Annotated in this window: 30 protein-coding genes; 23 read left to right on the forward strand and 7 right to left on the reverse strand. The window is 42.0% G+C overall.

Going from position 1 to position 25,031, the window contains the following annotated elements; genetic code table 11:
* Positions 1–70: 70 nt before the first annotated feature.
* Both KK060_RS06620 and KK060_RS06625 read right to left on the reverse strand, forming a co-directional pair.
* Positions 71–1,639 carry a hypothetical protein gene (locus KK060_RS06620; RefSeq protein ID WP_254152918.1) on the reverse strand — a complete coding sequence of 523 codons (1,569 nt, stop codon included), beginning with the start codon at positions 1,637–1,639 and terminating at the stop codon, positions 71–73.
* Complete coding sequence (locus KK060_RS06625) at positions 1,636–2,088, reverse strand: hypothetical protein (RefSeq protein WP_254152919.1); 453 nt, start codon at positions 2,086–2,088, stop codon at positions 1,636–1,638. Before KK060_RS06625 ends, KK060_RS06620 begins: the two co-directional genes overlap by 4 nt.
* A 161-nt stretch (positions 2,089–2,249) precedes the next feature.
* On the opposite strand from KK060_RS06625, the gene KK060_RS06630 reads away from it, so the two are divergent.
* The 22 genes from KK060_RS06630 to KK060_RS06735 all read left to right on the forward strand — a co-directional run bounded on the left by KK060_RS06630 (position 2,250) and on the right by KK060_RS06735 (position 18,709).
* The gene (locus KK060_RS06630) at positions 2,250–3,212 is read left to right on the forward strand and encodes a phage protease (protein WP_254152920.1); all 963 of its coding nucleotides are present in this window, start codon (positions 2,250–2,252) and stop codon (positions 3,210–3,212) included.
* A gap of 29 nt (positions 3,213–3,241) precedes the next feature.
* Complete coding sequence (locus tag KK060_RS06635) at positions 3,242–4,153, forward strand: hypothetical protein (RefSeq protein WP_254152921.1); 912 nt, start codon at positions 3,242–3,244, stop codon at positions 4,151–4,153.
* Between the two features lie 75 nt (positions 4,154–4,228).
* Positions 4,229–4,408: a hypothetical protein gene (locus tag KK060_RS06640; RefSeq protein ID WP_254152922.1), complete on the forward strand. Its 180-nt coding sequence runs from the start codon at positions 4,229–4,231 to the stop codon at positions 4,406–4,408.
* A complete protein-coding gene (locus KK060_RS06645) occupies positions 4,405–4,755 on the forward strand; it encodes a hypothetical protein (RefSeq protein ID WP_254152923.1) in 351 nt (116 codons plus the stop codon). Before KK060_RS06640 ends, KK060_RS06645 begins: the two co-directional genes overlap by 4 nt.
* Positions 4,677–5,246: a CHAP domain-containing protein gene (locus KK060_RS06650; RefSeq protein ID WP_254152924.1), complete on the forward strand. Its 570-nt coding sequence runs from the start codon at positions 4,677–4,679 to the stop codon at positions 5,244–5,246. The genes KK060_RS06645 and KK060_RS06650 overlap by 79 nt, the downstream gene beginning before the upstream one ends.
* Before the next feature lie 34 nt (positions 5,247–5,280).
* Positions 5,281–5,796 (forward strand): hypothetical protein, encoded by a 516-nt coding sequence (locus tag KK060_RS06655; protein WP_254152925.1) that lies wholly within the window; start codon positions 5,281–5,283, stop codon positions 5,794–5,796.
* A 2-nt stretch (positions 5,797–5,798) separates the two neighbouring features.
* Positions 5,799–6,287 carry a hypothetical protein gene (locus tag KK060_RS06660; protein ID WP_254152926.1) on the forward strand — a complete coding sequence of 163 codons (489 nt, stop codon included), beginning with the start codon at positions 5,799–5,801 and terminating at the stop codon, positions 6,285–6,287.
* Positions 6,288–6,298: 11 nt separating this feature from the next.
* Positions 6,299–7,447, forward strand: a complete 1,149-nt coding sequence (locus KK060_RS06665) for a DUF2586 family protein (RefSeq protein ID WP_254152927.1) — start codon at positions 6,299–6,301, stop codon at positions 7,445–7,447.
* 4 nt (positions 7,448–7,451) lie between these two features.
* Positions 7,452–7,898, forward strand: coding sequence for a hypothetical protein (locus tag KK060_RS06670; protein ID WP_254152928.1), 447 nt, complete (start codon positions 7,452–7,454; stop codon positions 7,896–7,898).
* 33 nt (positions 7,899–7,931) lie between these two features.
* Entirely contained in the window at positions 7,932–8,354 is a 423-nt protein-coding gene (locus tag KK060_RS06675) for a hypothetical protein (protein ID WP_254152929.1), read from the forward strand.
* A 178-nt stretch (positions 8,355–8,532) separates the two neighbouring features.
* Positions 8,533–10,221 carry a tape measure protein gene (locus tag KK060_RS06680; protein ID WP_254152930.1) on the forward strand — a complete coding sequence of 563 codons (1,689 nt, stop codon included), beginning with the start codon at positions 8,533–8,535 and terminating at the stop codon, positions 10,219–10,221.
* Positions 10,218–10,811: a DUF6046 domain-containing protein gene (locus KK060_RS06685; RefSeq protein ID WP_254152931.1), complete on the forward strand. Its 594-nt coding sequence runs from the start codon at positions 10,218–10,220 to the stop codon at positions 10,809–10,811. Before KK060_RS06680 ends, KK060_RS06685 begins: the two co-directional genes overlap by 4 nt.
* Entirely contained in the window at positions 10,812–11,780 is a 969-nt protein-coding gene (locus tag KK060_RS06690) for a hypothetical protein (protein ID WP_254152932.1), read from the forward strand.
* A complete protein-coding gene (locus KK060_RS06695; RefSeq protein WP_254152933.1) occupies positions 11,777–12,310 on the forward strand; it encodes a hypothetical protein in 534 nt (177 codons plus the stop codon). The genes KK060_RS06690 and KK060_RS06695 overlap by 4 nt, the downstream gene beginning before the upstream one ends.
* A complete protein-coding gene (locus KK060_RS06700) occupies positions 12,310–12,591 on the forward strand; it encodes a hypothetical protein (RefSeq protein WP_254152934.1) in 282 nt (93 codons plus the stop codon). The genes KK060_RS06695 and KK060_RS06700 overlap by 1 nt, the downstream gene beginning before the upstream one ends.
* Complete coding sequence (locus KK060_RS06705) at positions 12,578–13,051, forward strand: hypothetical protein (protein ID WP_254152935.1); 474 nt, start codon at positions 12,578–12,580, stop codon at positions 13,049–13,051. The genes KK060_RS06700 and KK060_RS06705 overlap by 14 nt, the downstream gene beginning before the upstream one ends.
* 1 nt (position 13,052) lies before the next feature.
* Positions 13,053–13,898 (forward strand): hypothetical protein, encoded by an 846-nt coding sequence (locus KK060_RS06710; RefSeq protein ID WP_254152936.1) that lies wholly within the window; start codon positions 13,053–13,055, stop codon positions 13,896–13,898.
* Positions 13,899–13,901: 3 nt separating this feature from the next.
* Positions 13,902–14,402, forward strand: a complete 501-nt coding sequence (locus KK060_RS06715) for a hypothetical protein (RefSeq protein ID WP_254152937.1) — start codon at positions 13,902–13,904, stop codon at positions 14,400–14,402.
* Position 14,403: 1 nt separating this feature from the next.
* Positions 14,404–15,186 carry a pyocin knob domain-containing protein gene (locus tag KK060_RS06720; protein WP_254152938.1) on the forward strand — a complete coding sequence of 261 codons (783 nt, stop codon included), beginning with the start codon at positions 14,404–14,406 and terminating at the stop codon, positions 15,184–15,186.
* Between the two features lie 14 nt (positions 15,187–15,200).
* Complete coding sequence (locus tag KK060_RS06725; RefSeq protein ID WP_254152939.1) at positions 15,201–16,364, forward strand: hypothetical protein; 1,164 nt, start codon at positions 15,201–15,203, stop codon at positions 16,362–16,364.
* Positions 16,365–16,464: 100 nt separating this feature from the next.
* The gene (locus tag KK060_RS06730) at positions 16,465–18,465 is read left to right on the forward strand and encodes a hypothetical protein (RefSeq protein ID WP_254152940.1); all 2,001 of its coding nucleotides are present in this window, start codon (positions 16,465–16,467) and stop codon (positions 18,463–18,465) included.
* A 31-nt stretch (positions 18,466–18,496) separates the two neighbouring features.
* Positions 18,497–18,709, forward strand: coding sequence for a hypothetical protein (locus KK060_RS06735; protein ID WP_254152941.1), 213 nt, complete (start codon positions 18,497–18,499; stop codon positions 18,707–18,709).
* Between the two features lie 57 nt (positions 18,710–18,766).
* Here KK060_RS06735 and KK060_RS06740 read toward each other — a convergent pair whose 3' ends face one another.
* Positions 18,767–19,018, reverse strand: a complete 252-nt coding sequence (locus tag KK060_RS06740) for a hypothetical protein (protein ID WP_254152942.1) — start codon at positions 19,016–19,018, stop codon at positions 18,767–18,769.
* Between the two features lie 384 nt (positions 19,019–19,402).
* On the opposite strand from KK060_RS06740, the gene KK060_RS06745 reads away from it, so the two are divergent.
* Positions 19,403–20,515, forward strand: a complete 1,113-nt coding sequence (locus KK060_RS06745; protein WP_254152943.1) for a serine hydrolase domain-containing protein — start codon at positions 19,403–19,405, stop codon at positions 20,513–20,515.
* Here KK060_RS06745 and KK060_RS06750 read toward each other — a convergent pair.
* From KK060_RS06750 to KK060_RS06765, 4 genes are all read right to left on the reverse strand, one after another.
* Positions 20,512–21,657, reverse strand: a complete 1,146-nt coding sequence (locus KK060_RS06750; protein WP_254152944.1) for a helix-turn-helix domain-containing protein — start codon at positions 21,655–21,657, stop codon at positions 20,512–20,514. The two genes, KK060_RS06745 and KK060_RS06750, sit on opposite strands and share 4 nt — an antisense overlap.
* Positions 21,658–21,734: 77 nt before the next feature.
* Entirely contained in the window at positions 21,735–22,559 is an 825-nt protein-coding gene (locus tag KK060_RS06755) for an endonuclease/exonuclease/phosphatase family protein (protein ID WP_254152945.1), read from the reverse strand.
* A 217-nt stretch (positions 22,560–22,776) separates the two neighbouring features.
* Positions 22,777–23,352 carry a NifU family protein gene (locus KK060_RS06760; RefSeq protein WP_254152946.1) on the reverse strand — a complete coding sequence of 192 codons (576 nt, stop codon included), beginning with the start codon at positions 23,350–23,352 and terminating at the stop codon, positions 22,777–22,779.
* Positions 23,353–23,407: 55 nt separating this feature from the next.
* Positions 23,408–24,811 (reverse strand): dicarboxylate/amino acid:cation symporter, encoded by a 1,404-nt coding sequence (locus KK060_RS06765; protein ID WP_254152947.1) that lies wholly within the window; start codon positions 24,809–24,811, stop codon positions 23,408–23,410.
* Positions 24,812–25,031 lie beyond the last annotated feature (220 nt).

Here is a 25,031-nt window from a genome sequence, read left to right on the forward strand (position 1 = left end):
CACGTTTAAAAAAATCAATGGACGAAGACACGACTTGCAGTATCAGGTAAATAATCAGCACTGTCATAAATCAATATCGCTTTGAGCTTGTCTTACGCTTTACCATCATAATACCGTTACCGGGTTCATCAGTAATAAACACCTTGTTCTTTGCAATGTGTACCCCGCCTTCAACACTATCCGGGCCGTCCATTGTTTTCGACTGGGGTGAAACAGAAAGGAATTGCGTTTCCATACGCTTCATGTGCGGGTCATCTTTTTCCTCGATGTTCATAATAAACTGACCTAAGCGATTCAAGGGTTCAAGTGTACCTTCAATCCTGAAGTACTTATCAGGCTTATCCCGATCATCAGGTGTAACACCTAGCACGTCCCGGCGCTCTTTGCCTATCTCAAAAATTAGAGGAAGTAATACCTGTTGATAAAAAGGGTCTTGCAGGGTGTTGTTCTCGATGTACACATATACCTGAACTTTGCCCTTAGATTGTTGCACTACATAGTCGCGCGCAGCGTAAAGCCATTCAATGAATGTGTAATTCGTTGTTACATCAACAAAGCATTTGTACAGATAATACTTTAAGTTGAGCGGCCCGATAATGCTGACCGCCTTGCAACTGTTCTTTGCCTTACTTTTGAGCGATGGTTTATCCTTGTTTGAGGGGCTGGGGTCGGCATATATGATAACGAACGGCAAGTCTTCCATTGGAGGGCATTTGCCGTAAGTCATTTCGGTAAACACCTTGCCTTTGCTGATCGGGTTATTAAAGTATTCGCCCTGAGCAGCTTCATAACTTAACAGCCTGAGCATATCATCAATATCGGCTTCGCTGTTCTTTTCACGCCACACGCTTTTACCATACTCATCGCGAATGTTTACGGTTTCATCATCATTTGCGTATTGAGCAAAGCGAAGTGTACAACAGTTCTCAGCAATAACGTTGTTGTCAAATGCAATGCGGTAATCACCCGAAATGTCAACAGTAGGAAGAACGGCTTTTTGAATCCAGGTGAATCGCTGATCAACGCGTTCGGGATTGCGGCAAACTTCATCATCATCAACATCGTCAAATACAATGATGGTCACCCGCAATTCATCAAGTCTTGAGCCGCGTGGGTTTTGATCAGCGCCGACAGCACGGAACGCACACTTACCACGTGTTACAAATTCATATTCTGACCAACTGCCGGGCTTTTCCTGAACACCGTAGTCATTGATCAAACGCTGATTTGCTTCAAGGTTACCCTTGTAAGGTGAAAGCAATCGCACGGCATTGTCTTCTGACTTACTGATCAGAAGCATGTTTGTTTTGAACTTCTTCGCGAACGTCAGGTAAAAGACTTCGAACATTCTGCGCGTTGACTTAGACAGACCGCGTGCCCACTTCCGACTTTGCGCAATACGCTTTGTATAGATGAAGCGTTTAGCGCTTTCAACATGGAACTTTGCGGGCTTGGCAAATGAATACTTCGGGAAGTAGTATTTAAACCATTCTTCTTCATTGCCTTCTTTTTCAAGAAATGCAATACGCTTTGCCTTTTCTTCTTCCGTCTCATTAATATCAACGGGCGTGCTATTCCTGATGCCCTCAAGAAATTCTTCCCAATCGAGTAACGCTTGTTTTTCGGTCTTCTGGATCATCGCTTAATAGAGGCTTGAATGAAGCTATTCCACAGGTCAGATATTTCAAGTACCTGATCCATTGTTCCGACTTTCTGTAAATGCTTTATGAAGCGTATACCGGATTCAACCAGGTCTTGTATGGCAAGATCAGTTTCGAGGTTGCGTATGGCTGCGGTGTACTTTATGATTATATCAGCCTGCTTGCTGTCACCGTGTCCCTGCTTAGCTTCTTCAATTTTTTTGTTGAGGTTTTCAAGATGCTCGTAGTAAGTACCCATCAAGTTTTCTTTACTCATGAGTAAGCGGTTCCTCATTTTCTTCCACTGGTAATCATTTACCCATTTACTCATTGTCTTTTCACTAACGCCAACGCGTTTAGCGACAACCTTTTGATCTAGTTGTTCTCGGGTAAAAAGTATTTCAGCTAAATATCGCTTGTCTTCAATGGAAAGTTTGTCGTTTGCCATGCCACAAAAATGGCGTATAGAGGGGTGCTTTTGCTAATCGAAAAAGCATGATGCTACAGCTATGAAAGCATGATACTACAGTTATGACAGTGTGGTGAAAAAGCGATTTGTAAACGCTTCTATCACGCTACAAATTTGTGCCAACGAAAAGCAAAAACACGTTGAGCAAGTTTAAAAAGATCGATAAAGAATTTGTACTAACTGATAGCAGTGTGAATTGCTACGGATTCAGACTTCTTACATCAGGTTATCTGATTGACGAGTACAAAAAGAATCCTATTGGTTATGCAATGCATAAGCGTGACGATGGTGTACTTGTGAGATGGGAAGATTTAAGGCTTGAAGGTGATACGGTGTATGCAAAACCTGTCATCAACTTAAGTCACATTCACGGGCAACGCACTGTTGATGAAATTGAAAATGGCTTTTTGAATGCCGCATCTGTTGGGCATATCGTAGTACTCGAAACATCAGAAGAAGCTTCGTTAAAGTTAGACGGCCAAACGGGGCCAACAATCACAAAGTGGTATAACCGTGAATGCAGCTTGGTTGATGTTCCTGGCAACTACAATGCACTTAAACAATTGTACGATTCAGACGACCAGCTTATCAATAATCTTTCAGACTTCTCAAAGACTAAATTTCAAAACGACAACATGAACAAAATCTTTTTCACCGGTACGCAGCTATCAGCGATGAATCTGAGAGCTGAGGCGAATGAAACCGAAGTGGCTACGGCATTTAATGACTTAGTGGCTAAGGCAGCGAAAGCGGATGGCTTGCAAAAGCAACTTAACGACCTGCACGCTCAGGTAAGCACAGACAAGGTTAAGGGCATCTTAAGCGCTGCCTTAGCTGCTAATAAGATCACAAAAGAGCTAAGTGATAAGCTTGAAATTGACTACAAGAACAATCCCGATGGATTGAAGAATCTTGTAGATGCTATGCCGGCCTACAAACCAGTAGTTGATTCTTTAAAAGACAGTGCCGATGGAAAAGCAAAGCGTATCGCTGACCTGTCCGCAAAGAGCTTTGATGATTTAATGAGCACAGGTGAAAGTGCAGAACTTCAAAAGCTTGCACCCGAAGTGTGGGCAGCGAAGGTAAAAGAACTTGAAAAATAATTTTTGTAAACCCTTTAGCTAAAATACCAATGGCAGTACAAACTGAAATCTGGGTGCGGTACATCATGAACCGCTTATGGAAGGATAATACATTTTTACAGTATGCCTTCAGCGACGACCAATATGTAGTTGGTGGAAAAATAGTTCACATACCACAACCTGGTTCAAAGCCTAATATCGTAAAGAACCGCAATACATATCCTGCTGCGGCGGTTCAGAGAACCGACACAGACATTCTTTATGCGCTTGATCGGTATACTTCTGATCCTACGCACATAGAGGCAGCTGATCTGTTAGAGATAACTTATGACAAAATTTCTTCCGTTTTTGGTGATCACGCTGGAACGTTAGTTGAGACGATCGCAGATGATATGATTATCAAATGGCTTTCTGGTATCGGTGCTGGGAACATATTGAGAACCACTGGCGCAGCAACTGCTTCTAAGGTTACAGGTCAAACAGGTAACAGGAAAGCTTTTTCTGTTCTTGATGCCAAACGCGCACAGACCAAGATGAACTTGATGAAAGTTCTTAAAACTGACCGTTACGCAATGCTTGAAAGCAATCATATGGATGAGTTTACTGACGGCCTAACAGTAAATCAAGAAAAGCAATTCTCCGAGTATTACGATGCAAAAGAAGGTATTGTAGGTAAGCTCTTCGGTTTCACCTTCCTTGAACGAACTAACGTAGCTATTGCTACATCTGCTAATGCTATTGAAGCACTAGGTGCATCAGTTGATGCAACAGATAACGTAGTAAGCATGTTCTGGCAAAAGGATTCTGTTACTCGCGCGATTGGTGAAAAGAAGTTCTTCGAAAGAAAGGACGACCCTGAGTACTACGGTGACATGTACAGTGCATTGCTGCGTGCTGGTGGAAGAAGAAGACGTGCTGATGATGCAGGCGTAATTGCAATGATTCAAGATACTGCTTCCTAAAGATATAAACACCCCCAACCCCAGGGCGTAGCCCCGTAAGGCTGCGCCCTTAGCTAAAATTCTATAAACTCTTAAATGCACAATCAATTGGCTGACAATGTAAGTGGCACCGTAGGAGGTGCATGCGGCACCGTACTTGGAAGCATACTAGGTTTTATTTCGATAGGCGGTGTTGCTGAAACTGCTATCCTGGCTGTGATTGGTGCAGTGATCGGGTTTTACACAAACAAACTTTTAAAGTGGTTACACAAATGATAAAGTTCTTTAAACGCTACAATGAGCTATGGCTTGGCCCTCTGGGGTTAGTGCTGTTCATCTTCAGTAACCCTCTTATAAAAGCGATCGATCCTGAAGCCGTGGTTTATACTACGGACGCTGTTCAGAAGATCATCTTCGGACATGTTGCATTTGCAGCATGTGTGTTCAGTACCTGGTTATGCCTTAAGCTCACGTGGCCGTCAGCATTCAAGTACCTCACGAAAGATTTTGACCGTGACTTTTCACAACTTAACAATAACGAAAAATGCGTAAAGCTTTATTTAGCCTTTTCGCTGTTAGCCTTATACTTATTGGGGTTGATAGCCTGCATGCACGTGCTGTAGAAACGTGCCCTAAGATCGAACGATCTGCCGAAGTAAAGAAAGCCCTTCAGGAAAAAGCAATTGCCACATACGAAAGTATGATCGGCAAGAAAGAGAATCTTGGAGCCAATGACAGTAAAGAGATTAGGGTAATCCTAAAATCTGTAGGAATCAATTCACCTGCTTATTACTGTGCGGCTTATGTGTCCTGGGGATTGACTGAAAACGGAATCTGTAACCCACGAACCGCATGGTCGCCAGCTCTATTCCCTGCAAGTCATTGCATCAATCTAAAGCAAAAAATACCGGAGCCAGCAGACGTCTTTGGTGTATACTACAATAACCTTAATCGTATTGCCCATGCAGGTGTCGTAAAACGATGGCCGCGAGATGGGGACTACTTCATAAGCTTAGAGGGAAATACAAATAACGGCACAAGCAGAAACGGTGACGGCTTCTATGAGAAGCGGAGACTGAAGCGAACTGCATACAAGGTTAGCCGGTGGATTTAAGACACAATTAAGAAGCGATTAAATAGATATTAAAATGCGCGGAATCTTCAATGCTTTAGGTTTAGTGATCCTGGTTGTAGTGGTAGGGTGCAGCTCTCGGGTTGTACCCTCTACGACAACGGAAACGAAAACAATAGTGCATGATAGCATTATCATCAAAGAGGTTCCGCGCATTGATACTGTACTTGTTCCAGGTGAAAAGATTGTTGTTACTGAGTTAATCGAATGCGATTCAGTGACGAACAAGCCAAAAGCGAAAAGCTTTAAAGCAAAAGGGAAGTTGGCAAGTGTTGAGGTTGAAATAAAAGAAGATGGCAGTGCAACTGCTACAGGAGGCTGCGACAGCCTGCAAGCTGTGGTGACAGCGATGGATAAAGAAATTCGCCATTACAAACACGAACAAAAAGAGCGCAATAAAGAGGTTGTTAAAACCCAACTGATATATAGAACACGAGGGATAGATATTTTTTGCAGGACGTTTACAGGTCTTGTTCTATTCTTCATTCTACTGGTACTGATCAATAAACTTAAACCCCTGAAATTTTTCTGATTATGGAAAAGGTAAATCACTACTTCAAGACCTATACTGAAAGCAACGAATGCTTCGAAACATCTGACGAATTTTTGTTTCACCGTGAAGATGATGCGAAGGCACATGCAGCAACCCTACGGGATAAAGATGTTAAGGCTTATACAAGGGCAGAAGTTACAGGCTGGGGAGCCTCCGCTGCTGAAAGAGCGCTTAATCTGCGTGACACACTTCAGAAAATGGTTAATGAAAACGCTGAAAAGCTGAAAGAACAAGAAGAAGCAGAAGCCAAGGCTGAAGCTGAACAGAAGGCACAGGAGGAAGCAGAAGCACTCGCAAAATCGGAAGCTGAACAGAAAGCCAAGGAAGAAGCGGAAGCAAAGCACAACGCAGAAAGCGAAAAGCAAAAAGAAGAAGTGAAGGAAGTAGTACAGGAAGTTGTTCTTGAGGCAATCGCATCGGCTGAAGTAGTAACAGCACCTGAAACTAAAAAGAAAAGCAAAAAAGCTTAAACGATACTTGAATGGCAAATACTCCTAAGGTAACGCTCATATACGAAAACGGTAATCTGTTACAAGACATTGCCGCAGCAGATGGCATCGTTGCAATCTGCGGAACTGGTGCTTCGGTCGGATTATTAGGAACGCCTATGGTGGTCTACAATCTTGATGATGCAATTGAGAAGGGTTTTACCCTCGCAGCAGAACCGGAAATGTACCGACACCTTCAGGAATTCTATTCTGAGGTTGGTGGCAACCAGGAGCTGCACGTAATGGTCGTTCCCGACACCATGACACTTGCTCAAATGGTTGACAACACAAACGCAAGCGGAGCTAAAAAGCTGATCAATGCAGCTCAGGGCAAAGTGCGTATGCTGGGCATCTACCGTAAACCTGCATCAGGGTACAATGGAGGATCGAACTTTATTGATAGCGATGTTTCAGCCGCGATTACTAATTCAAAGGTTTTTGCTGAAGCTCGTTTAAGTGAACTTGTACCGCTGCGCATCCTGGTTGAAGGAAGGGTTCAAACCCCTGCTGCGGCAAATACACTTACACCTAATACACTTAGTAACGGTTATGCAGGTGTCGTTCTTGGTGGATCGCGCAACGATGGTTCAGCAAGTGTAGGTCTTGTACTTGGCCGCGCCTCTAGATACGGTGCGCATATCAAAATAGGTAAAGTGGCAAATGGCCCTTTGACAATAAATCAGGTTTATCTCGGTGACAAGCTTCTGAAAGATGTTGCTAACCTGGATACGCTTCATGGCAATGGGTTCATAACCTTCATGACGCACCCTCAAAAAGCGGGGTTCTTCTTCGGTATTGATCGTATGTGCTCAACGGATGATTACCGCCTGCTCGCTTATGGTCGCGTAGTGGATAAAGCTGCGGTGATCGCTGCTGCGGTGTATACTGAGCAGATTGAAAGCGAAATTGAAGTAGATGGCACAGGTAAGATTGCAACGCATGTTGTAAGTGATCTTGAAACAGTGATTGAGCAACAGATAAATGTTGCGATGGGATCACAAATATCAGGCGTAAAGGTAGTAATCAACCCTGACCAGAATATCATTAACACGAACAAGCTAACAATTAAAATTCGTGTGCAGCCTTTAGGCTACAGCTCATTTATTGATGTAGAACTTGGACTAACAACCGCAATCGCTTAGGAAAATGGATTTTAATACAAAAGACTGTGCATGGCACAATATCACACTTACGCTTTTAGGCAGAAAGATTACCGGGCTTCGCGGCTTTAGCTTCAAGAAGTCAATAGAAAAAGAGCACGTGTACGCGGCTGGCCAGGAGCCTGTAGATATCCAGGAAGGTAACAAGAAATACGAAGGCAATCTTAAGATGCTTAAGTATGAACTTGATCTGTTAAACAGAGCTGCTCAGAAAGCTGGATTTGTCGACATCACTGAAGTTCCTCATACAGCTATTTCAGCTATTGTTGAATACAAGAAGACCGTAACAAGTACAAACGAAATCATCACCGGTGTTGGCATGGCCTTCACGGAAATGGATTACAAAGGTGAGCAGAACGCTAAGTACATGGAGGTAGACTTACCATTTCTTGCCATGCGCATCATTCCGATTTCAAAAAGCAACTGGACTTAATTAGTAATAGACTTTTTATAAACCACACAACCAATGATCAAAACTGAAACAAAAAAGGGAGATAGCGTAAAGCAGATACGCGAACGCGAACGCAAAGAGAAAGAGGAAGCACTACGCGCGCAGTGCGAGCAACTTGCCAACGATCGCTTCACTGAAACACAAATGAAGAAATGGAGCGTTGAAAACCAAGGATTGTGGTATTTGCCTGTGATGGATGAAAGTGGCGAGACTATAGAAGCAATAGCGATTATGCGTCCGATCACCAGGAGCATTCTTTCTTACGCCTCTACAAAAATTCAGGATGAAGGTCTGTACGAATTTCTTGAAGTTGCAATGCGTGAATGCTTCATCGATGGTGACGCAAAAATCCTTGAGGATGATACTTACTTCATTCCTGCTGCAATGCAATTCAACAAAATCCTTGAAGGCAAAAAGGCAGCATTGCTAAAGCGATAGAGGAAGCAGACAAGAAGGCCGAATTTGATATTTACGGCTATCTCGAAACTGTAGTTGAGTACTACACGGGGCGCGATGCTTCCAAGCTTGACGAAAGCGCCCTGGTGATGAAGTTTGCGCACATTAAGCGCATCAGGAAACTAGAAGCTAAAGAGAATCAATTTAAAAGTCTGCTCGGATGAACTTAGAGTTCTTTATAAAACTGCGCGAAATGGTCTCTGGCGGGTTGGCAAAAATTGCCGACACCGCCAGGAAGACTTCAAACGCTATTAAGGGCACTAATGATACTTTAAGCCAGTCTTACGACACAATCAAGCGGAAGATAAACGAGCTTGAAGGTGTAATCAGCAAAAGCACATCTATCAAACAGATACGCGAGGCCCGGCGGGAGCTTGAGCAGCTTCAGCGCATGGCCTCCCGCGCTCCTGGAAATCTTTCAGCCTCCGGTTCAGGAGGCGGTTTACTTCGAAGCCTTATTCCTGCGATAAGCGTTGCAGGTGCATTGGCGTTAGGAGGCGGTGCATTACAAAACGGCCTTCAGGCCCAGGCACGTCAGGCATCTTTCGAAGTTATTGCAGGGAAGGAACAAGGCACAGCGCTCAATAAGGACTTAACAAAGTTTGCCCAGGATTCCATTTATGGAAACGAAGTTTTCCAGAATGCGCAGACCATGTTGGGCTTTGGCATTGCATCGAAAGATGTGATGGCAAATACTAAGATGCTTGGCGATGTGGCGATGGGTAACGCTCAGCGGCTAGGTTCACTTACGCTTGCGTTCAGTCAGGTATCCGCAGCGGGCAAGCTTACCGGTCAGGACTTATTACAATTTGTCAATGCCGGATTCAATCCGCTTCAGCAGATTAGTAAGGACACTGGTATAAGCCTCGCAGTGTTGAAGGAAAAAGTTTCTGAAGGTGCGATAAGTTTCCAAATGGTTGAGCAGGCTTTTAAGAACGCTACAAGCGAAGGCGGCATGTTCTATAACATGACGAACAAAATTGCTGAAACTGATTTCGGAAAATGGCAGGCTTTTCAAGGACAACTTGATGCATTAAGCACGCAAGTAGGCGGCGTTCTCGCTCCAATTTTAGGAAGCCTTATTACCAATTTCCTTTCACCACTTGCGTCCCTAATAAGCAACAACATTGAACTGATTACTTTTTTGACTACCGTATTAGCCGCAGGTGCTGTTGGCTACTATGGATATGCCGCAGCTGTCTGGGCCGTAAGTGCGGCAAAAACAGTTTGGGCGATACTAACAGGGCAACTAACTATAGCACAATGGGCACTTAACGCAGCCTTGACTGCAAACCCCATCGGCCTTGTGGTCGCGGCTATAGCTGCGCTGATCGCTGGCGTTATTTATGCCTGGAACAAGTTCGAAGGCTTTAGAGGCGTGCTGTATGGCGTTTGGGAAGTTGCTAAGATGGTCGGGCAAATGTTTGTTGGCCTTGGCAAAATATTAATTGGCGCAATGACCTTCGATCCTGCATTACTGATGGAAGGTGTTCAGCAACTTAAATCTTCAGCTTCAAGTATTGGAGAATCTTTCTCTAAAGGCTACGACAAAGGCGTTGCTGCGTTTCATGGCTCAAAAGCAAAATCCGGCAGTGCTTCAACTTCCGATATAAAAGGTACTACAGTTGCAGGCGCATACGGCGCACTTAAGTCAGGCGGGGCAAATGGTGATGAAGCTGTAAAAGGTGTAACATCAGGCGGGCCGCGAGTGATCAACATCAACGGTGTAAAGTTCACGGATAAGATTGAAATACATGCTGTCACAGTGCGCGAAAGTGCCGACGAGATCAAGGCAATATTTGACGAGTATTTATTGAGAATCTTAAACAGCGGGGCCGCAGTACAATGAGCTGGATAGTAACGGATTTACAACGTCTTTACGAGCAGACTTTTTACAGTAAGCCGTATGTGATTAATTCTAAGCCTTCTGAAGATGTAAGAACAAACAGGGCATCAGCATTAAAAGAGCAATACAACGGTAAAGAAGTATGGTTGCCGTGCGAGTTCTCAGAGTTAGGCAGAATTACAAACGAAAATGGTGAACGTGTATTTGGCTTTAGTTCATTGAAGCTTCCGTATGCAACGGTATCTATTGAAGGCTCGAACAATTGGATAGAGACGCCTCTTAATGGACGCGCAGGAACGGTAAAAGAACTATACAATACTGGTGATTACAACATCAGTGTAAAGGGATTCCTTATAGATGAAGCAAACAGGCTATGGCCAGAAGATCAGATAAACTATTTGCGGCACATTAAAGAAAGCGGCGTAGCCGTTTCTTTCAACAATGCGTTAACTGATATTTTTCTTATTGATATAGGCAACCTGGTTGTAGTGAAAAAGCTCACGTTGCACGAAGTAACGGGGGGAAGAATACACGTGCGGCCTTTTACAATGGAGTTAGTTAGTGATAACATATATAATCTTATCGTTGATTAAATGGCTTTTAAACTTACATCAAGCGTTAAGTTTTCAGGCTTTAAAGATGTGCGCCCTTCTGAATTGGAATGGGAACGCTCCGTTGAAAATTTTAGCGATTGGGCAAAAGTGAAATTGCCTAACAGAGCCTTGCTGTCAACCTATCAACACGTACAGACAGGAACGCAGTTTAAAGAGGGTGACCGGGTTGAGATTTATGCAGGGTATGACAATGACAATGATCTTCAGTTCAAAGGCTTTATCAGGCGTGTGAATTTCACTGTGCCTGTTGAAATTGAATGCGAAGGTTATTCGTACCAGTTAAGAAAGAAGCAAGGTTTCAATTACAGTGCGCAGAATATCACTGTTAAGAAATTGCTTACGGAAGTATTGAAGGGAACGGATATAAAACTTCATAATGCCATTCCCAACATTCCACTTGATAAGGTTTTATTCAAGAACTGCACGGGGCTTCAAGTGCTTGAATGGCTTAAAGAAAAATGCTTGCTATCTGTAATCTTCAATTACGATGAATTATATGTCGGCGGGTTGATGTTGCCACCAAGTAAAACGGTAAGGTTTCGGCTTGGCTGGAACGTGGTGAAAGACGATCAGTTGAAGTTCAATGAAAAGGAGTTTGCAGAGGTAAAGATAACGGTAGGCAGGCGCGACAAGGACGGTAAGACAAAAAGTAAAAGCGCCGCACCAAAGGTGATCAGCGGCGAGAAGAAACTAAGAACGCTTATTACTGATTCTGCCACACAGGCAACAATAGCCGAGCAACAAAGGAAGAAGTTTATCGGACAAGGTTATGAAGGCGTTATCACAGCTTTTTTAAAACCACACTTTGAACCAGGGATGACAGTTGAAATTTCTGACCCTCAGTATGAGGCGCGAAAAGGGAAGTACTTCGGCCTCGGTGTTAGGGGTAGCCTTAGCAAAAGTGGGGGAAGACAAAAAATAAAAATTGGTTATTCACTAAGCGCATGAAAGAAGCAGAGATAAGAGAACGACTTAAACAAATGGCCTCTGAAGTTGGTCCTGACACAACCATGATTGCCCAGGTAAAAAGCGTTGATGAAGATGCAATGACCTGTGAGCTGTACGATGATGAAAGTGGTCTTGACTTCTACGATGTGCGCCTTCGTCCTGTTATAGATGGAAAGCAGAGCTTAACACTTGTGCCAAAGATTAATAGTTGGGTTCTCGCTGTTCGTCTGGAAGATTCTGAAGACTGGATGATCATTGCCTGCGGTGAGTTTGAAAAGTTTAAACTGAGTTGTGATACAATTGAAATAAATGGCGGGGAAAAAGGCGGGCTTGTAAACTGGCCTGATGCCAAAGTACAACTTGACTTAGTAAAGCAATTGATAACGGGGTTGCAAAATGTGCTGAGTACTCCAATAAATGAACCGGGCAACGGTTCTCCGAGCGCGTTTCAGGCTGCGCTTAACAGTACTTTAAGCAGTATTCAAGTGCCAAATTTTGACGACCTGGAAGACACCAAAGTGAAGCACTAATGAAAGATTTCTTACTCGATTTTGAGAATAAAAGACTGTTCGAAAATGGTGACATACGAACAGGTGAAAGCGATAATCAGAACAAGCATTTGCTTATCGTAAGTGAGAAGGCAAGCTTCAAAGAGTTTCCGGCCACTTGTGTTGGCGCTGCAAACTATCTTGAAAGTGAAGATGTGTCTGGGCTGCTGCGTGAAGTGCGATCGCAATTCACCGCAGACGGGATGACTGTAAATAAAGTATTGATTGAAGATGGCAAGTTAAAGGTTGATGCAGACTATTAAGGTTCTATATGGCAATGTGCTTTCTGATCTCGTAAGTGAAGATCAGTTGTTTGAGGCCGCAGACCTTAACGGTATTGGCATTACTGAAGTACTTGTTCCAGGTGTTACGCTTAGCATACCTGATCAGCAGCCCGCGCGGCTTAATGACGAAACGTTACCAAAGGCTGTAAAGCAAAGAACAGCGCAGGCAGTTGCCGGGCAAACATGGATAGACCTTGCGATGCAAGAAGTCGGTGACGAAAGCAGATTGTTTGAGTTGTGCGATTTGAATGATGCAAGTATCACAGAAGAAGTTGAAGCAGGCAGGGTTATTCAGGCAATGCGTGTTGAACAGGACAAGCAAAACATAGTAAATGTGTTGCGTCCTTTGAAACCCTCAAGCATGTATTACAAAGTCGGCGATCCTGCACCAGAAGGTATAGAATATTGGGCAATAGAACTTGATTTTATAGTGAGTTAATATGGCAAGAACGATAGATGAAATTCAACAAAGTATGCTTGATGCCATTACGGCTGATCCAGTGCTTTCACCCGTGGCAACGAGTACAAGTAAAGTGGCAATCTTTCGATTGTTCACCCGTATTGTTGCAGCCTGCGCATGGACTGTTGAAGTTCTTTTTGATACACATAAGGCAGAGGTAAACGAGACAATTGCTAATCTGAAGCCGCATACGCTGCGATGGTATGCCAACAAGGCTAAGGATTTTCAGTATGGGTTTGATCTTCCGCTTGATAGCGATGTTTACAACAATGCAAGCTTTACTGAAGAACAGATTGACGAAAGCAAAATCGTTTCTTATGTAGCGGTTACCGAAGGCAATGACAAAAGGCTTCGCATTAAGTGCGCTAAGAATGATGGTGCTGACCTTGCGCCGTTAGCCGCAGAAGAACTTCAATCTTTTAGCGAATACATGGCACGTATAAAAGATGCTGGTGTAAAGCTCAACATCGAAAGCAATCAGGCTGACAGGATTAAACTTGAATTAAAGGTTTATTATGATCCGCTTATTCTCGATTCAAACGGAAGCCGTATTGATGGCGCAAATAGTCAACCAGTTCAAAGCGCTGTAAAGAACTATCTTAAAAGCTTGCCTTTCAACGGCTACTTCGTGCTTGCTTATCTCACGGATACTTTACAGCAAGTCGACGGTGTAGTAATACCACACATCGTTTCGTGCGAAACTGCATACGCTGCGTTTGGCTTTTCAAGTGTTGACGTTATGTACTTGCCAGATGCAGGGTACTTACGATTTGAGAACGATACAGACTTAACGATAACTTTTATTGCACAGGAAAAACTTGTATAGAAAATGGCGGTTAATGTAAAGCGATATATAATCAACTACAGCAAGTTTGTAACAGAACGAATACCGATGGAATTTAGGTTCGACGATGTTATTGCCTATGTAAATGTGTTAGTAAGCCCGTTGGTTTCATTATATAATAATCTGCTACCGTTCCGCGATCAGGTTACTTACAAGCTCAACATCACATCGCAAGTTTGTTTCCTTGAGAAGATGTTAAATGATCGTTATGATGTGGTTGAGCGTAGGATTTATATAAGAGACGGTAACGAATACTTGCCAACATTCATCTTTAGAAAAGCGGAGCTACAGCCACTTTTTGTATATACAAAGGGTGAGGCATCAAAGCCGCGCGTTAACATTTACCGCAAGGGAGAGGTAGGACAATTCACATACGATTTTGTTGTTTGTGTGCCTGCTAGTGTCCCATACAATGAGCGGGAAATGCGCGCTTTAATTTCATATTACAAACTCGCAAGTAAATTTTTCACGATAACGACTTTTTAAAATGTATAAGAGAATTGATTTCACACAGCTTGAAGGTTTCGGGTTAACGCAGGACGATTTTGAATTTATGCAGAGTAGTTACCGTGAAGCAGTTTCAGCGATGGCAGGGCTTCTCGGTGATCTTGTTATTGTGTCTGGTGTACAGCTATCGGGAGGGAATTATACAAATGGATGGGTAGCAATAAACGGTGAGCTTCTGCCTTTTGTTGGAGGACTTGTTGCAAGCAACATCATCATAGAAGAAACAACTAACACAAATCTCTTTGAGGATGGGAATGAGAAAGTTGTTTATTATACACGTGTAGCAAAGCTTGCCAATTCAGGTGGTAATGCGTTCAGTTCATTTGTTCGACTGGATACATTAAAGCAGATGAAGCAGAACATAACTAATGCTCAGAATAGTGCTAACAGTGCGGAAGAGATAGCGACTGACGCAGCTGCTAGCGCTAACAACAGAGTGTTGAAGACAGGTGATACGATGACGGGCCCTTTGGTGATACCTTCAGGCACGCAGTCAGGCCACGCGGTGAATAAAAGCCAATTAGATGCAAAGGTAAACGCTGGCGTTGCTGGTAGTGATCCGAATGCCGTTCCTCTTAATTCATCATATAGTATTATGGCAGGTCAGGGTAATAACTTTCCAGCTGCAGGCGCAAACTTCATTTGTATTACAGCAGCAACTTCTCAAGTAGCGGTGCAAATAAGTGGCACGGGAGCCGGCGATATTTATGTAAGAGGAAATAATGGTTCAAGCTGGAATAGTTGGCTTTTAGGAAACTCTTAATGAGATGATCAATCATGGCAAAGCAATCGCTTAACACACTTAAAAACTGGTTCAAAAAAGGCTTAAAACCCCTTGAATCTCAGTTCGCAGACTGGCTAGATTCATTCTATCATAGGGATGCGACTGATATTCCTATGAGCAGCATTCAAGGGCTCACCAACGCCCTTAATAGTTTTGTTTCCAGTGACACCATTGAAGCGCTCAATCTTGCTAAAGAAAATAAAGACGAGAAGGGTACTGCGAATGGTTATGCTCCGCTTGGCGCTGATGGCAAAGTACCAGAGGAACATCTTCCACCTATTGCGAGTGACTTAAACTCAGTTCTAGAAGTAGGTAATGATGCAGGAGGTCAAAACATTGTTAACCTCGCTGATCCTGTTGGCGCCCAGGATGCAGACACGAAGGCGGCACGTGAGGCAGGAGATGAAAGCGTGATCAATCAGTTACTTGACGGTGCAGATGAAGATGACAACACGTTGAAGAAGCTTGCTGTTAAGATCAACGCTATTCATACGCTTCTAACAAGCGATGATGTTGACCTTGACACAATACAGGAGATTGTTGATTATATCAAAGAGCATGAGAGTGATATTAATTCATTGCTTTCCGGCAAGGTAAACATAACAGATGTATACAACGCACTCGATCAAGTCTTAGCGGGGAAGGTTTTAGATGCAAGACAGGGTAAAGTTCTGAAAGATTTGATAGATGCGTTGAGCGCTGCGATCGCATTAAAGGCACCGTTGACAAGCCCTGCGCTTACGGGTACGCCTACTGCACCAACTGCGGCACTCGGAACAAAAACACAACAACTTGCTACAACTGAATTTGTTCAGGATGAAAACGGGAAGGTTGTTACAGCAAATATTTCCGGTTCTGTAACTATTGATTTGTCAACTGGAAGGGTCTTCATACTAACCTTAACTGGTAATGTGACAAATTTCAATTTTAGTAATGAGGTTGTAGGCAAAGCGTACACTTTCATTTTTAAGAAGGACACCACAGAGAAAACCATTTCTTGGACCGCTGGTAGATACGAGTATCAAAATGAAATTCCTCCTGTGTTAACTACCTATGCGCTTAATGGAAAAACATATTCGAAGGACATCATTACAGCATTGTGTAGTTCAGCAGGACGGCTAGACTTATTTGAGGCACCTAACTGGATACCCAACTAAATTTATTATGTTCGGACGTCATAAGCCAATAAGATCAATAGAATTCGTAACTGCGGGCCAGATAAATAGCGGGAATCGAATCATGCGTGTAATCGTATGTATGAGACGAACAACACCGAAGGCTGTAAAAATTAACGTTGATGTTGACAACCAGGGTCTGGCAGGCATAACAATGTCAGGAACGGGTCAAGAAAATAATGTGCCCTATTCACTAGCTTTTCAAGCTCGAAATAAGCCGTATGAAAATGCAATCGCGATTGCCGGTACAGCTCTAGGCGGAAATCAGCTTGGCTCAACTGCTCCGTTTGTACCTCCAACGAGAAAAGTAAGAACCACTTTCTACAATACAGACATGGTTTATATGCTCTCAATGGTTAATAGTGGTATCGATTCGACTGGTCTATCTTCGATAGATTTTTCAGTATTTAAGACGCTCGAATCATTTGAGGTTAGTGGAACGGTAAACACGGGAGTTGGATTACTAAAATTACCGAATTCTGTAAAAAACATTTTTGTAAACGCTAACGTCAACTTAGTTGATTTACCGGCCCTGATCGAGAGGTTTGTTATTAACTCTCTGTATGGAGGATTTTCGACTTTGGCTGCTAAACTGCAAAAATCTAGATACCTAAAAGCTTTTCTGAATGGAGGCTTTAATAACAATATCACAGGAGGAAGATCTGGTGCTAGCATGATAAATTTTGCGACAGGATCCATCGGAGCATTGGATTTAAGTAATACGCAATTAGAACGGCTGCAATATGTAGGCGCACTAACAGGACTTATAATTCCACTGAATAACTACTACGAGTTTGTTCTTCAAAACATAGGCAATACAATTCCTGTAAGTACATTACGCACATATATAAATCACGCATTAACATGTTCTAACCTAACTACTTTCTCGTTCTTTGGTAGGGATTTGAGTTGGTCTCGTCCAATAGGAAATACAGACGTTTCTAATGAGTTAAGGTATTTTTCAATAAGTGCATGTAGTATAACTGGCGATGTTACTATAACTGATCCAAAACCAAATCTAGTTATATTCCATTCCTTCAGTGCTTCGGGTTCGACTTTTAAAAATGTACACAATACTGTTAATCTTTCAGGAGCCACAGGGCTGCAAACATTAAGTCTTAATTACTGCTTAACAGTAAATCTGATACTGCCCGCTCCAGGAACATTATTTTCCATATATGCAAATGGGTGCAAGCTTAGCACTTCCGATTTTTGGAATCAAATATTAGCTCATGCTAGTTACTTACAGTATCTAGGTTTAGACGCTCAGGATACAACTGTTGGGCTAGGAATGACGCATGTAGATCTTACTTTATTTTCTGCTTTATTATCTGTCTCACTGGCTTCAAATAAGATTGAGGAAATAACACTACGCGCCTCTGGGGGACTTAACAGTCTTGACGTGAGAGGCAACGCGGATATGCACACAATTAACAACCTAGCAAATCAAGCAACAACACTTAATCAATTAATCTATAATAACACTGCTTTAAATGTCGATTTAACAACCATACCTAATGCCTATGTTGCTGGAAATTTCTCTGCACAAACAATTTTAGATTACAGGACTAGGACGGCCACTACCAGCCTTCAGGATGTAAACTTCCAAAATTGTCCAAGCCTACACTCCGTATACTTCAATGCTGATTCTGCGAAAAACGTAATCACTAACAGCATTACATTAAATGGATGCCCATTGTTATCAACAATGGTTAATATGGATAAGATTGACTTTCCACCAGGGTCAGTTCATGTCTTTAATGTTGCGGGTGATAGTCTTAATATGATCTTCCCGTTCGGGGATAACAGCTTTGTACCTTCATCAATGGCAGTCCATAATAATGGCATGTCACAATCAAATGTTGATGGTACTATAGATAAGCTTTATTCAAACAGGGCCAAATTCTCAGCACTAGGAACGGTGATAACGGTGAATATAAGTGGCACTAACGCGGCTCCATCTGGCACGTATGAAGCTCCAACAGGATTTGTATTAGGAGTAAGTGATGGATCACCTGTAACTGCCCGGCAAAAAATGTATGTACTTAACAACAACTACCTATTTGCAATAACTTCTAATTAAATAATTCTAACCAATTAACCCCCGTTTAACTATGATTATCAGAGTATGCTGGATGAAATCATCTAAGGCAATTTTTGATGTTCTGGAAGCATCAGGAACAACTTACTTGCCTCCCGTTTGCGATCAGGCTCAAGCCGATCAGGCTGACATTATAGGAGTTGTTCAAGAGAAAATGCTGACCGACCCAGAAGAGAAGCTAACAACCTTCCTACTGGAGAATGGGATTGATCCTGCAAATCCTTAAAAAGTAAAAGGGCTCCTTATTGGGAGCCTTTTTTTATGCTTGAAAGCAATTTAAGCGTCACTTAAAGTATGTCTTGAGTGGTAGTGACGTCCACATGATCAGTTCACTTTTAAGCTCGATACCGTGATTCTTATCATGTGTGTACCAACAGTGTTCATCATGATCATACCAACCTACACGAAAATTCTCGCGCGATCCATCCAAATCAATCAATACATCTTCCGAAAAACCCTCTCCCAGGTCTTGCGGGGGTTCCGTTCCTTTGTGCCACATTCCACCATAGAACGGTGAGTTGTAATATTTATCCATGCCTCAAACTTGCGTGATAAATCAGAGGGAATAAAAAGGACTTTCCGAGTGATGTGATTCAGTTTCCGAAAGAGCGGTATATTTATGCGAGTGACGAAACAGGTTGAAGAATGGCGCATCCAAAAGACAATGAAGTTTATCCAATTGATACAGTGGTTAGGCTTAAGAAGGCGGCGCAAAGCCGTGTTTTGTGCGAAAATTGAACAGCTGTAAAATGTACCGTTTTGTTTTAGTTTATGTACCGGATAGTTTTAACGATCTTAAATACAACCTGTTAACGAACGTATATATACCATGAGCTGAATCGCTGCTGAACAGGAATAATATTTTCCGAGTAAACTTCCATGTGAATAGTTTATACATATGAGGTTAGTGTTTTATTTCATGCTGTTTTATTTTTTATGTCTGCTAACTGCATGTAAAGAAGAGCCTATAGAACCAGCCGGTGAGCAAGTGGGAATTGAAGATCCTCAGGATTCAACTGATGATGACACCATTTCAATCGGAAAATTAGATTATTATCCTCCTGCGAGTGACAGCACCTGGGAAAGTGTTACCATCCAGTCGTTGGGATGGAATGCCGACAGCCTTAACCAGCTGCTGGAATTTGTTGAGAAGAAAAACACTTACGGATTTATTATACTCTATAAAGGAAGAATAGCTGTAGAAAGGTATTGGAATAATTGGAACAAGGATACTAAATCACCTATAGCTTCTGCTGGAAAAAGTATAACAGCGTTTCTTACCGGGATAGCGCAGGAGGAAGGCCTGATTGATATCAACAAAAAAACTTCGGAGTACCTTGGAGAAGGATGGACTTCTGCTCCTTTAGAAAAGGAGAACATAATTACGCTTAAACATCAGTTAAGCATGACCGCAGGGCTAGATGAAGCAGGAGATCAATGTATAACTCCTGAATGCTTGAAGTATAAAGCAGATGCAGGAACAAGATGGGCTTATCACAATGGTTCTTATAATCTACTTAACAGGGTTATTGAGAAAACATCAGGTGTTACCATAGATGAATATACTAAAACACGGTTAGCCGATAAAATTGGAATGCAATACTGGGGTTGGGCATCAAACAATATCATTGCATTAAGCACGCGTGATATGGCACGTTTTGGCTTGCTGATTTTAAATAAAGGCAAATGGAATGGCAGTCCATTACTCTCAGACTCCACGTATTTTAACTCCATGCTTAATACGTCAAACGAGTTTAATCAAAGTTACGGATACCTTTGGTGGCTCAATGGGAAAGCCACGTATATCGTACCCGAAAATGGAGAGGTAATTGTAAACGGACCTTTAACTCCTACAGCACCAAACGATATGGTGGCGGCGATGGGTAAGGGCGACAAAAAAATATACGTAATACCAAGTCTACATATGGTTGTAGTAAGACATGGAGACGACACCGGTGAAAGCACATTTGGACCATCTTCATTTGACGCAGATTTGTGGCAGCGACTAGAGGGAGTGATTAAACACCACTAAGCTTTTGCATTCTCCCTGCGATACTCAGAAGGAGTTTTTCCTGTCATTTTCTTAAAAGCAGTATTGAACGACGACTTGGAGTTATACCCCACTTGTTCCGCAATTTCCTCGACTTTGATATTGTTATATTCGATTAACATCTTCTTAGCTTCTTCTACCCGATATTCAGCAGTCATTTCAAAGAAGGATTTTCGTAACCCAACATTAATTACCTGCGATAAAATATGCACTGAGGTTCCTAGTTTTTGCGCTAATTCAGGAAGAGAAAAATCAGGGCTGAGATAAGGCCTTTCAGCAATCATAAAGTTATCGAGTTTCTTCAACAACATCTGTTGCCCCTCACCACTCAATGTCGAACTTTTATATCGCTCCGCTTCCTGAGCAGATGATTGCTTAAAAAAGTGAGAATGTTGCATCACCTGGAAACTGGTGAGGTATATACTTACTGCGATAAACGTAGCAAAGATATGATCACCGGTATCATGCTGGTTGATGGCCTTTACAATGAGCAACAACAGAACTGTACTAACAACTACAAGAAAGTGATTTCTAAGATACTTAAACGCATTACTACCAGGCCTCCAAAATGAGATTCCTTTTTGCTTAAAGAACCTTAAAACTTCTACGCATAGTAGAATCGTGTAAAGCACAATACTTGTCAGAATAAATTCAGTAGCATGATCGGTAAGCCAAAACACTCGCGGGTTGCCATGATAGTGATACTCCTTAAAAGGAAGAGGAACCTTATACGCACCTACCCATGAATTGTATTTGACAACATCAGGCTGAAGGAGAAAGGGTATTAACAGCACGAAGTATAGCAACGGAAAGGCAAAGTGCCAATAGTATTTCTTTGACAACGGTGGCCTGGTGACAGAAAGAGCCATTAGGTAAAATGAGGGCCCAATCATTAAACCAAGGGGCTCTGAGAAATCTACGAGGTAGAGCGTGTTGACAATGTACCCAGTGTACATTAGAAAGATCTCCAGGATACATGCACCCTGCGAGATCAGAAGTACGCCCCAAAATAAATTTACCTGCGTCTTCCTGTTTTCCCTGGAAAGAAAAAAGACAGAAAGAAAAATTGCCTGAAAAAATCCAAGCAATATAAAGATGGCAAACAAATCGATTTTGTAGGGCATGATACGGGTTGCTTTACATCGGCCGTGCTACCTGATTATTTTTCGGCCTAAAGTAATGCCTAATCATGAGTTAGTTCTTAGTCGGTGTACGATAATGTAATCACCACTGGTAAGTGGTCTGAAGGGTAGTACTTCCCGTCATTATCATTTATTACCTTGTAGCCATCGGCACGCCACTGATTGGTAACAAAAATATAGTCGATACCCTGGCACTCCCTGCTGTTCACCTTAAATGTGCAAAATGTGCCGACAGGTTCTGGAGCAGGATCAATGAGCTCAATTACTTCTGTATTTGTGAGTGCGTGGTAAGGTGCCTCTTCACGCGTACAATTAAAATCACCAGTAATGATTAATGGAATATCCGGTGCTAACTCTATTGCTTTGGCTTTTAAAAGCTCTGCACTTTTTAAACGAGCTTCCTCCCCTATGTGATCAAAGTGTGTGTTAATAACTATAAACCTTTGGCTATTACTTTTATCTTCTAACAGCGCCCAGGTAGCAATTCGTGTGATAGCGGCATCCCAGCTTTTGCTTCCCGGCTTGTCTGGTTTTTCAGATAACCAAAAAGTATTTTGTTTGACAACTTTAAATCTATCCGCTTTATAAAAGAGCGCTGAGAATTCTCCCTTTTGTTTTCCATCATCTCGACCCACACCTACATAAGAATAGCCCGGTAGATTTTTCTGGATATCAGTAACCTGGTTATACAGTGCTTCCTGGACGCCGAAGATATCCGGTGAATAGTTTTTCAGTAATTGAAACACCTTCTGTTTTCTGTTACTCCATCTGTTTATGCTATCATTAGGAGTATCATAACGAATATTGTAGGTCATTACTTTGAACGATTGACCTTGTGATCCGAACATCATCAAGGCAAGGAAGCAGACTAGTACAATTCTCATAATACAGTAGCGTGTTTTATAGTTGTTAGTGAATGATTTTATTGCAATCAAATAATATTAGATATAAATATAAAGAAAGGTTAAGCAATTAATTATCCAACTATATGTCACCGGTTCTGAGCTCTGATTACTGAATCAAAATTGAGAATTTGCTTCATTAAAGCGCATAAAAAAACCGGCTTCAGCCGGTTATATCATTACTTATTCTCAAGATCAACTATAACGACTCAACACCATATACTTCCTCAGGCATCATTCGTTTAAACAGGTTTTCGATACCTGCTTTAAGCGTTACTGTTGAAGACGGACAACCACTGCAAGAGCCCTGAAGTCTTACTTTAACTATTCCTTCTCTAAAAGAATGAAAAGTGATAGCGCCTCCATCCTGCTCTACTGCAGGTCTTATATATTCGTCAAGAATAGTTTTTATTTTCTTTATGGTTTCAGTCTCTTCCTGTTCTGGGAAGTCATTTGATTCTTCTACTTCAATGATAAACTTACCGCTTTCAAGGAATTTTTTAATATGATCCTTTATCTGGCCCTGAATCTCAAGCCATTCTACATCCTCCTTCTTTGTTACTGTAATAAAATTACTCATGTAGAAAACCCTATCTACAAAAGGGTAATTGAAGAGTTCTTTTGCAAGAGGAGCACTTGCAGCACTTGCAGGAGATGGAAAATCAAAGCTCAATCCGTCAGGAATAAGCATTTCATTCACCACAAACTTCAAAGAATTTGGATTAGGATTTGATTCCAGATAAATATGGATTTGTTTTGGAGCTGCTTGTAGCATAGAATCAATTTATTACAGAACAAAGTTAACTAAATTAAGTTCAGGAAAACAGAAATTAAAGCTGGTTATCAACAGGTCCGTTCTCAAGGGCATTTTCCCATTTACTCACCACAGCGGTGGCAATGCTGTTTCCTACCACGTTTGTTGCGCTTCTTCCCATATCAAGTAAGGGGTCAATACCGAGCAGAAGCGCGAGACCTGCCTCCGGGATGTTGAAAGATACGAGCGTTCCAGCAATTACAACCAGGCTTGCCCGGGGAACACCGGCAATACCTTTACTGGTTATCATCAATACTAGGAGCATGCTTAACTGAGTTGCTAACGGCAAATCTATTCCGTACGATTGGGCAATAAACAAAGAAGCGAACGTCATGTACATCATGCTGCCGTCGAGATTGAACGAGTAGCCCAGCGGAAGTACAAAGCTTACGATCTTATCTTTGCAGCCAAATCTTTCCAACTCCTGCATGGTTTTCGGAAACGCCGCCTCACTGCTAGCCGTACTAAACGCGAGTAGCATTGGCTCTCTTAAAGCTTTTATAAGTTTGACAATCCTTTTACCTACAACCAGGATTCCAGCTGCAATCAGCAGCAACCAGAGTATTACAAGACCCAAATAAAACTCTCCAACAAAAAGAGAGTATGTTTTTAAAATAGATATTCCTTGCTTAGCAATAACAGCAGTCATTGCGCCGAAAACTGCCAGAGGGGCCAGATTCATAACATACCCTGTTACCTTTAAGATGATATAAGAAAGTGCATCAAAGGCCTTAATGATAATTTTGCCTTGTTCTCCTACCGCAGCTGTAGCAACGCCAAAAAACAAAGCGAATATCACTATTTGAAGAATCTCGTTTTTTGCCATCGCTTCTACCACGCTGGTCGGGAACATGTGATAAAAGAAATCCCTAAGAGAGAATCCTACCTTTGCAATGCCAGTTTCATTGGTTTCAGGAAGGGGCAAATGCATGGCCACACCGGGCTGAAATAAATTTACCATCATCAGACCCAGGAGAAGGCTGAGAAAGGATGCTGCTAAAAACCACAATAATGTTTTACCACCGATACGGCCTACAGCACTAATATCTCCCAGTTTAGCTACGCCTACAATCAGCGTTGAAAGCACCAGCGGAGCAACAATCATTTTAATTAATCTTAAAAATATATCGGCTATCAGCGAAAAAGGCTCTACCTTTTTATCGCGCGTAGCAAGGATTGCATTTCTTTCCTTCGACAGTTCCGCTTTTTTTACCTGAAGTGATTTTATTGTAAGGCTGTCTTGAGCTGAAAGAAATTCATGGGCTACCTGTGCTATTTTATTATCAACCTGAATTAAGGATTCGTTTTCGTTATTAAGGTAATTTCTATTTAAAGCATAGCCCAGGAGAATACCTGCAAACAGAGCAATAATGATGTATGTTGTTAATTTACTTTTTCCTTCAGTTTTAGATATTTCCATGGTCTCTGAATATAATCGAAAAGCCTAAGATCTATTCAGATCAGTGCCTTCATATCGAACATTGTCGCAATATAATTATCTTCTCGGAGGTTTCAAGAAAGGAAATTTCAGCAGGCGAGAAAGCATGATCAACATAATCTTCTATTAAGATAATAGAGATTAAAAAGGGAATAAAAAAGCCTTAATATCTTTGCAGATTTTAAGGCCGTACATGATTTAA

The organism is Chryseosolibacter indicum (assembly GCF_018598585.1).
Classification (GTDB): Bacteria; Bacteroidota; Bacteroidia; order Cytophagales; family Cyclobacteriaceae; genus Chryseosolibacter; species Chryseosolibacter indicus.

Bases quoted from the DNA above. Each gene is read 5' to 3' on its own strand.
- KK060_RS06695 (WP_254152933.1), top strand. From the start codon at position 11,777: ATGAAAGAAGCAGAGATAAGAGAACGACTTAAACAAATGGCCTCTGAA.
- KK060_RS06635 (WP_254152921.1), top strand. From the start codon at position 3,242: ATGGCAGTACAAACTGAAATCTGGGTGCGGTACATCATGAACCGCTTA.
- KK060_RS06620 (WP_254152918.1), bottom strand. From the start codon at position 1,639: ATGATCCAGAAGACCGAAAAACAAGCGTTACTCGATTGGGAAGAATTT.
- KK060_RS06710 (WP_254152936.1), top strand. From the start codon at position 13,053: ATGGCAAGAACGATAGATGAAATTCAACAAAGTATGCTTGATGCCATT.
- KK060_RS06640 (WP_254152922.1), top strand. From the start codon at position 4,229: ATGCACAATCAATTGGCTGACAATGTAAGTGGCACCGTAGGAGGTGCA.
- KK060_RS06750 (WP_254152944.1), bottom strand. From the start codon at position 21,657: ATGCCCTACAAAATCGATTTGTTTGCCATCTTTATATTGCTTGGATTT.
- KK060_RS06740 (WP_254152942.1), bottom strand. From the start codon at position 19,018: ATGGATAAATATTACAACTCACCGTTCTATGGTGGAATGTGGCACAAA.
- KK060_RS06715 (WP_254152937.1), top strand. From the start codon at position 13,902: ATGGCGGTTAATGTAAAGCGATATATAATCAACTACAGCAAGTTTGTA.
- KK060_RS06745 (WP_254152943.1), top strand. From the start codon at position 19,403: ATGCTGTTTTATTTTTTATGTCTGCTAACTGCATGTAAAGAAGAGCCT.
- KK060_RS06720 (WP_254152938.1), top strand. From the start codon at position 14,404: ATGTATAAGAGAATTGATTTCACACAGCTTGAAGGTTTCGGGTTAACG.
- KK060_RS06680 (WP_254152930.1), top strand. From the start codon at position 8,533: ATGAACTTAGAGTTCTTTATAAAACTGCGCGAAATGGTCTCTGGCGGG.
- KK060_RS06765 (WP_254152947.1), bottom strand. From the start codon at position 24,811: ATGGAAATATCTAAAACTGAAGGAAAAAGTAAATTAACAACATACATC.
- KK060_RS06675 (WP_254152929.1), top strand. From the start codon at position 7,932: ATGATCAAAACTGAAACAAAAAAGGGAGATAGCGTAAAGCAGATACGC.
- KK060_RS06670 (WP_254152928.1), top strand. From the start codon at position 7,452: ATGGATTTTAATACAAAAGACTGTGCATGGCACAATATCACACTTACG.
- KK060_RS06685 (WP_254152931.1), top strand. From the start codon at position 10,218: ATGAGCTGGATAGTAACGGATTTACAACGTCTTTACGAGCAGACTTTT.
- KK060_RS06705 (WP_254152935.1), top strand. From the start codon at position 12,578: ATGCAGACTATTAAGGTTCTATATGGCAATGTGCTTTCTGATCTCGTA.
- KK060_RS06645 (WP_254152923.1), top strand. From the start codon at position 4,405: ATGATAAAGTTCTTTAAACGCTACAATGAGCTATGGCTTGGCCCTCTG.
- KK060_RS06735 (WP_254152941.1), top strand. From the start codon at position 18,497: ATGATTATCAGAGTATGCTGGATGAAATCATCTAAGGCAATTTTTGAT.
- KK060_RS06690 (WP_254152932.1), top strand. From the start codon at position 10,812: ATGGCTTTTAAACTTACATCAAGCGTTAAGTTTTCAGGCTTTAAAGAT.
- KK060_RS06760 (WP_254152946.1), bottom strand. From the start codon at position 23,352: ATGCTACAAGCAGCTCCAAAACAAATCCATATTTATCTGGAATCAAAT.
- KK060_RS06730 (WP_254152940.1), top strand. From the start codon at position 16,465: ATGAGACGAACAACACCGAAGGCTGTAAAAATTAACGTTGATGTTGAC.
- KK060_RS06725 (WP_254152939.1), top strand. From the start codon at position 15,201: ATGGCAAAGCAATCGCTTAACACACTTAAAAACTGGTTCAAAAAAGGC.
- KK060_RS06660 (WP_254152926.1), top strand. From the start codon at position 5,799: ATGGAAAAGGTAAATCACTACTTCAAGACCTATACTGAAAGCAACGAA.
- KK060_RS06755 (WP_254152945.1), bottom strand. From the start codon at position 22,559: ATGAGAATTGTACTAGTCTGCTTCCTTGCCTTGATGATGTTCGGATCA.
- KK060_RS06650 (WP_254152924.1), top strand. From the start codon at position 4,677: ATGCGTAAAGCTTTATTTAGCCTTTTCGCTGTTAGCCTTATACTTATT.
- KK060_RS06625 (WP_254152919.1), bottom strand. From the start codon at position 2,088: ATGGCAAACGACAAACTTTCCATTGAAGACAAGCGATATTTAGCTGAA.
- KK060_RS06655 (WP_254152925.1), top strand. From the start codon at position 5,281: ATGCGCGGAATCTTCAATGCTTTAGGTTTAGTGATCCTGGTTGTAGTG.
- KK060_RS06665 (WP_254152927.1), top strand. From the start codon at position 6,299: ATGGCAAATACTCCTAAGGTAACGCTCATATACGAAAACGGTAATCTG.
- KK060_RS06700 (WP_254152934.1), top strand. From the start codon at position 12,310: ATGAAAGATTTCTTACTCGATTTTGAGAATAAAAGACTGTTCGAAAAT.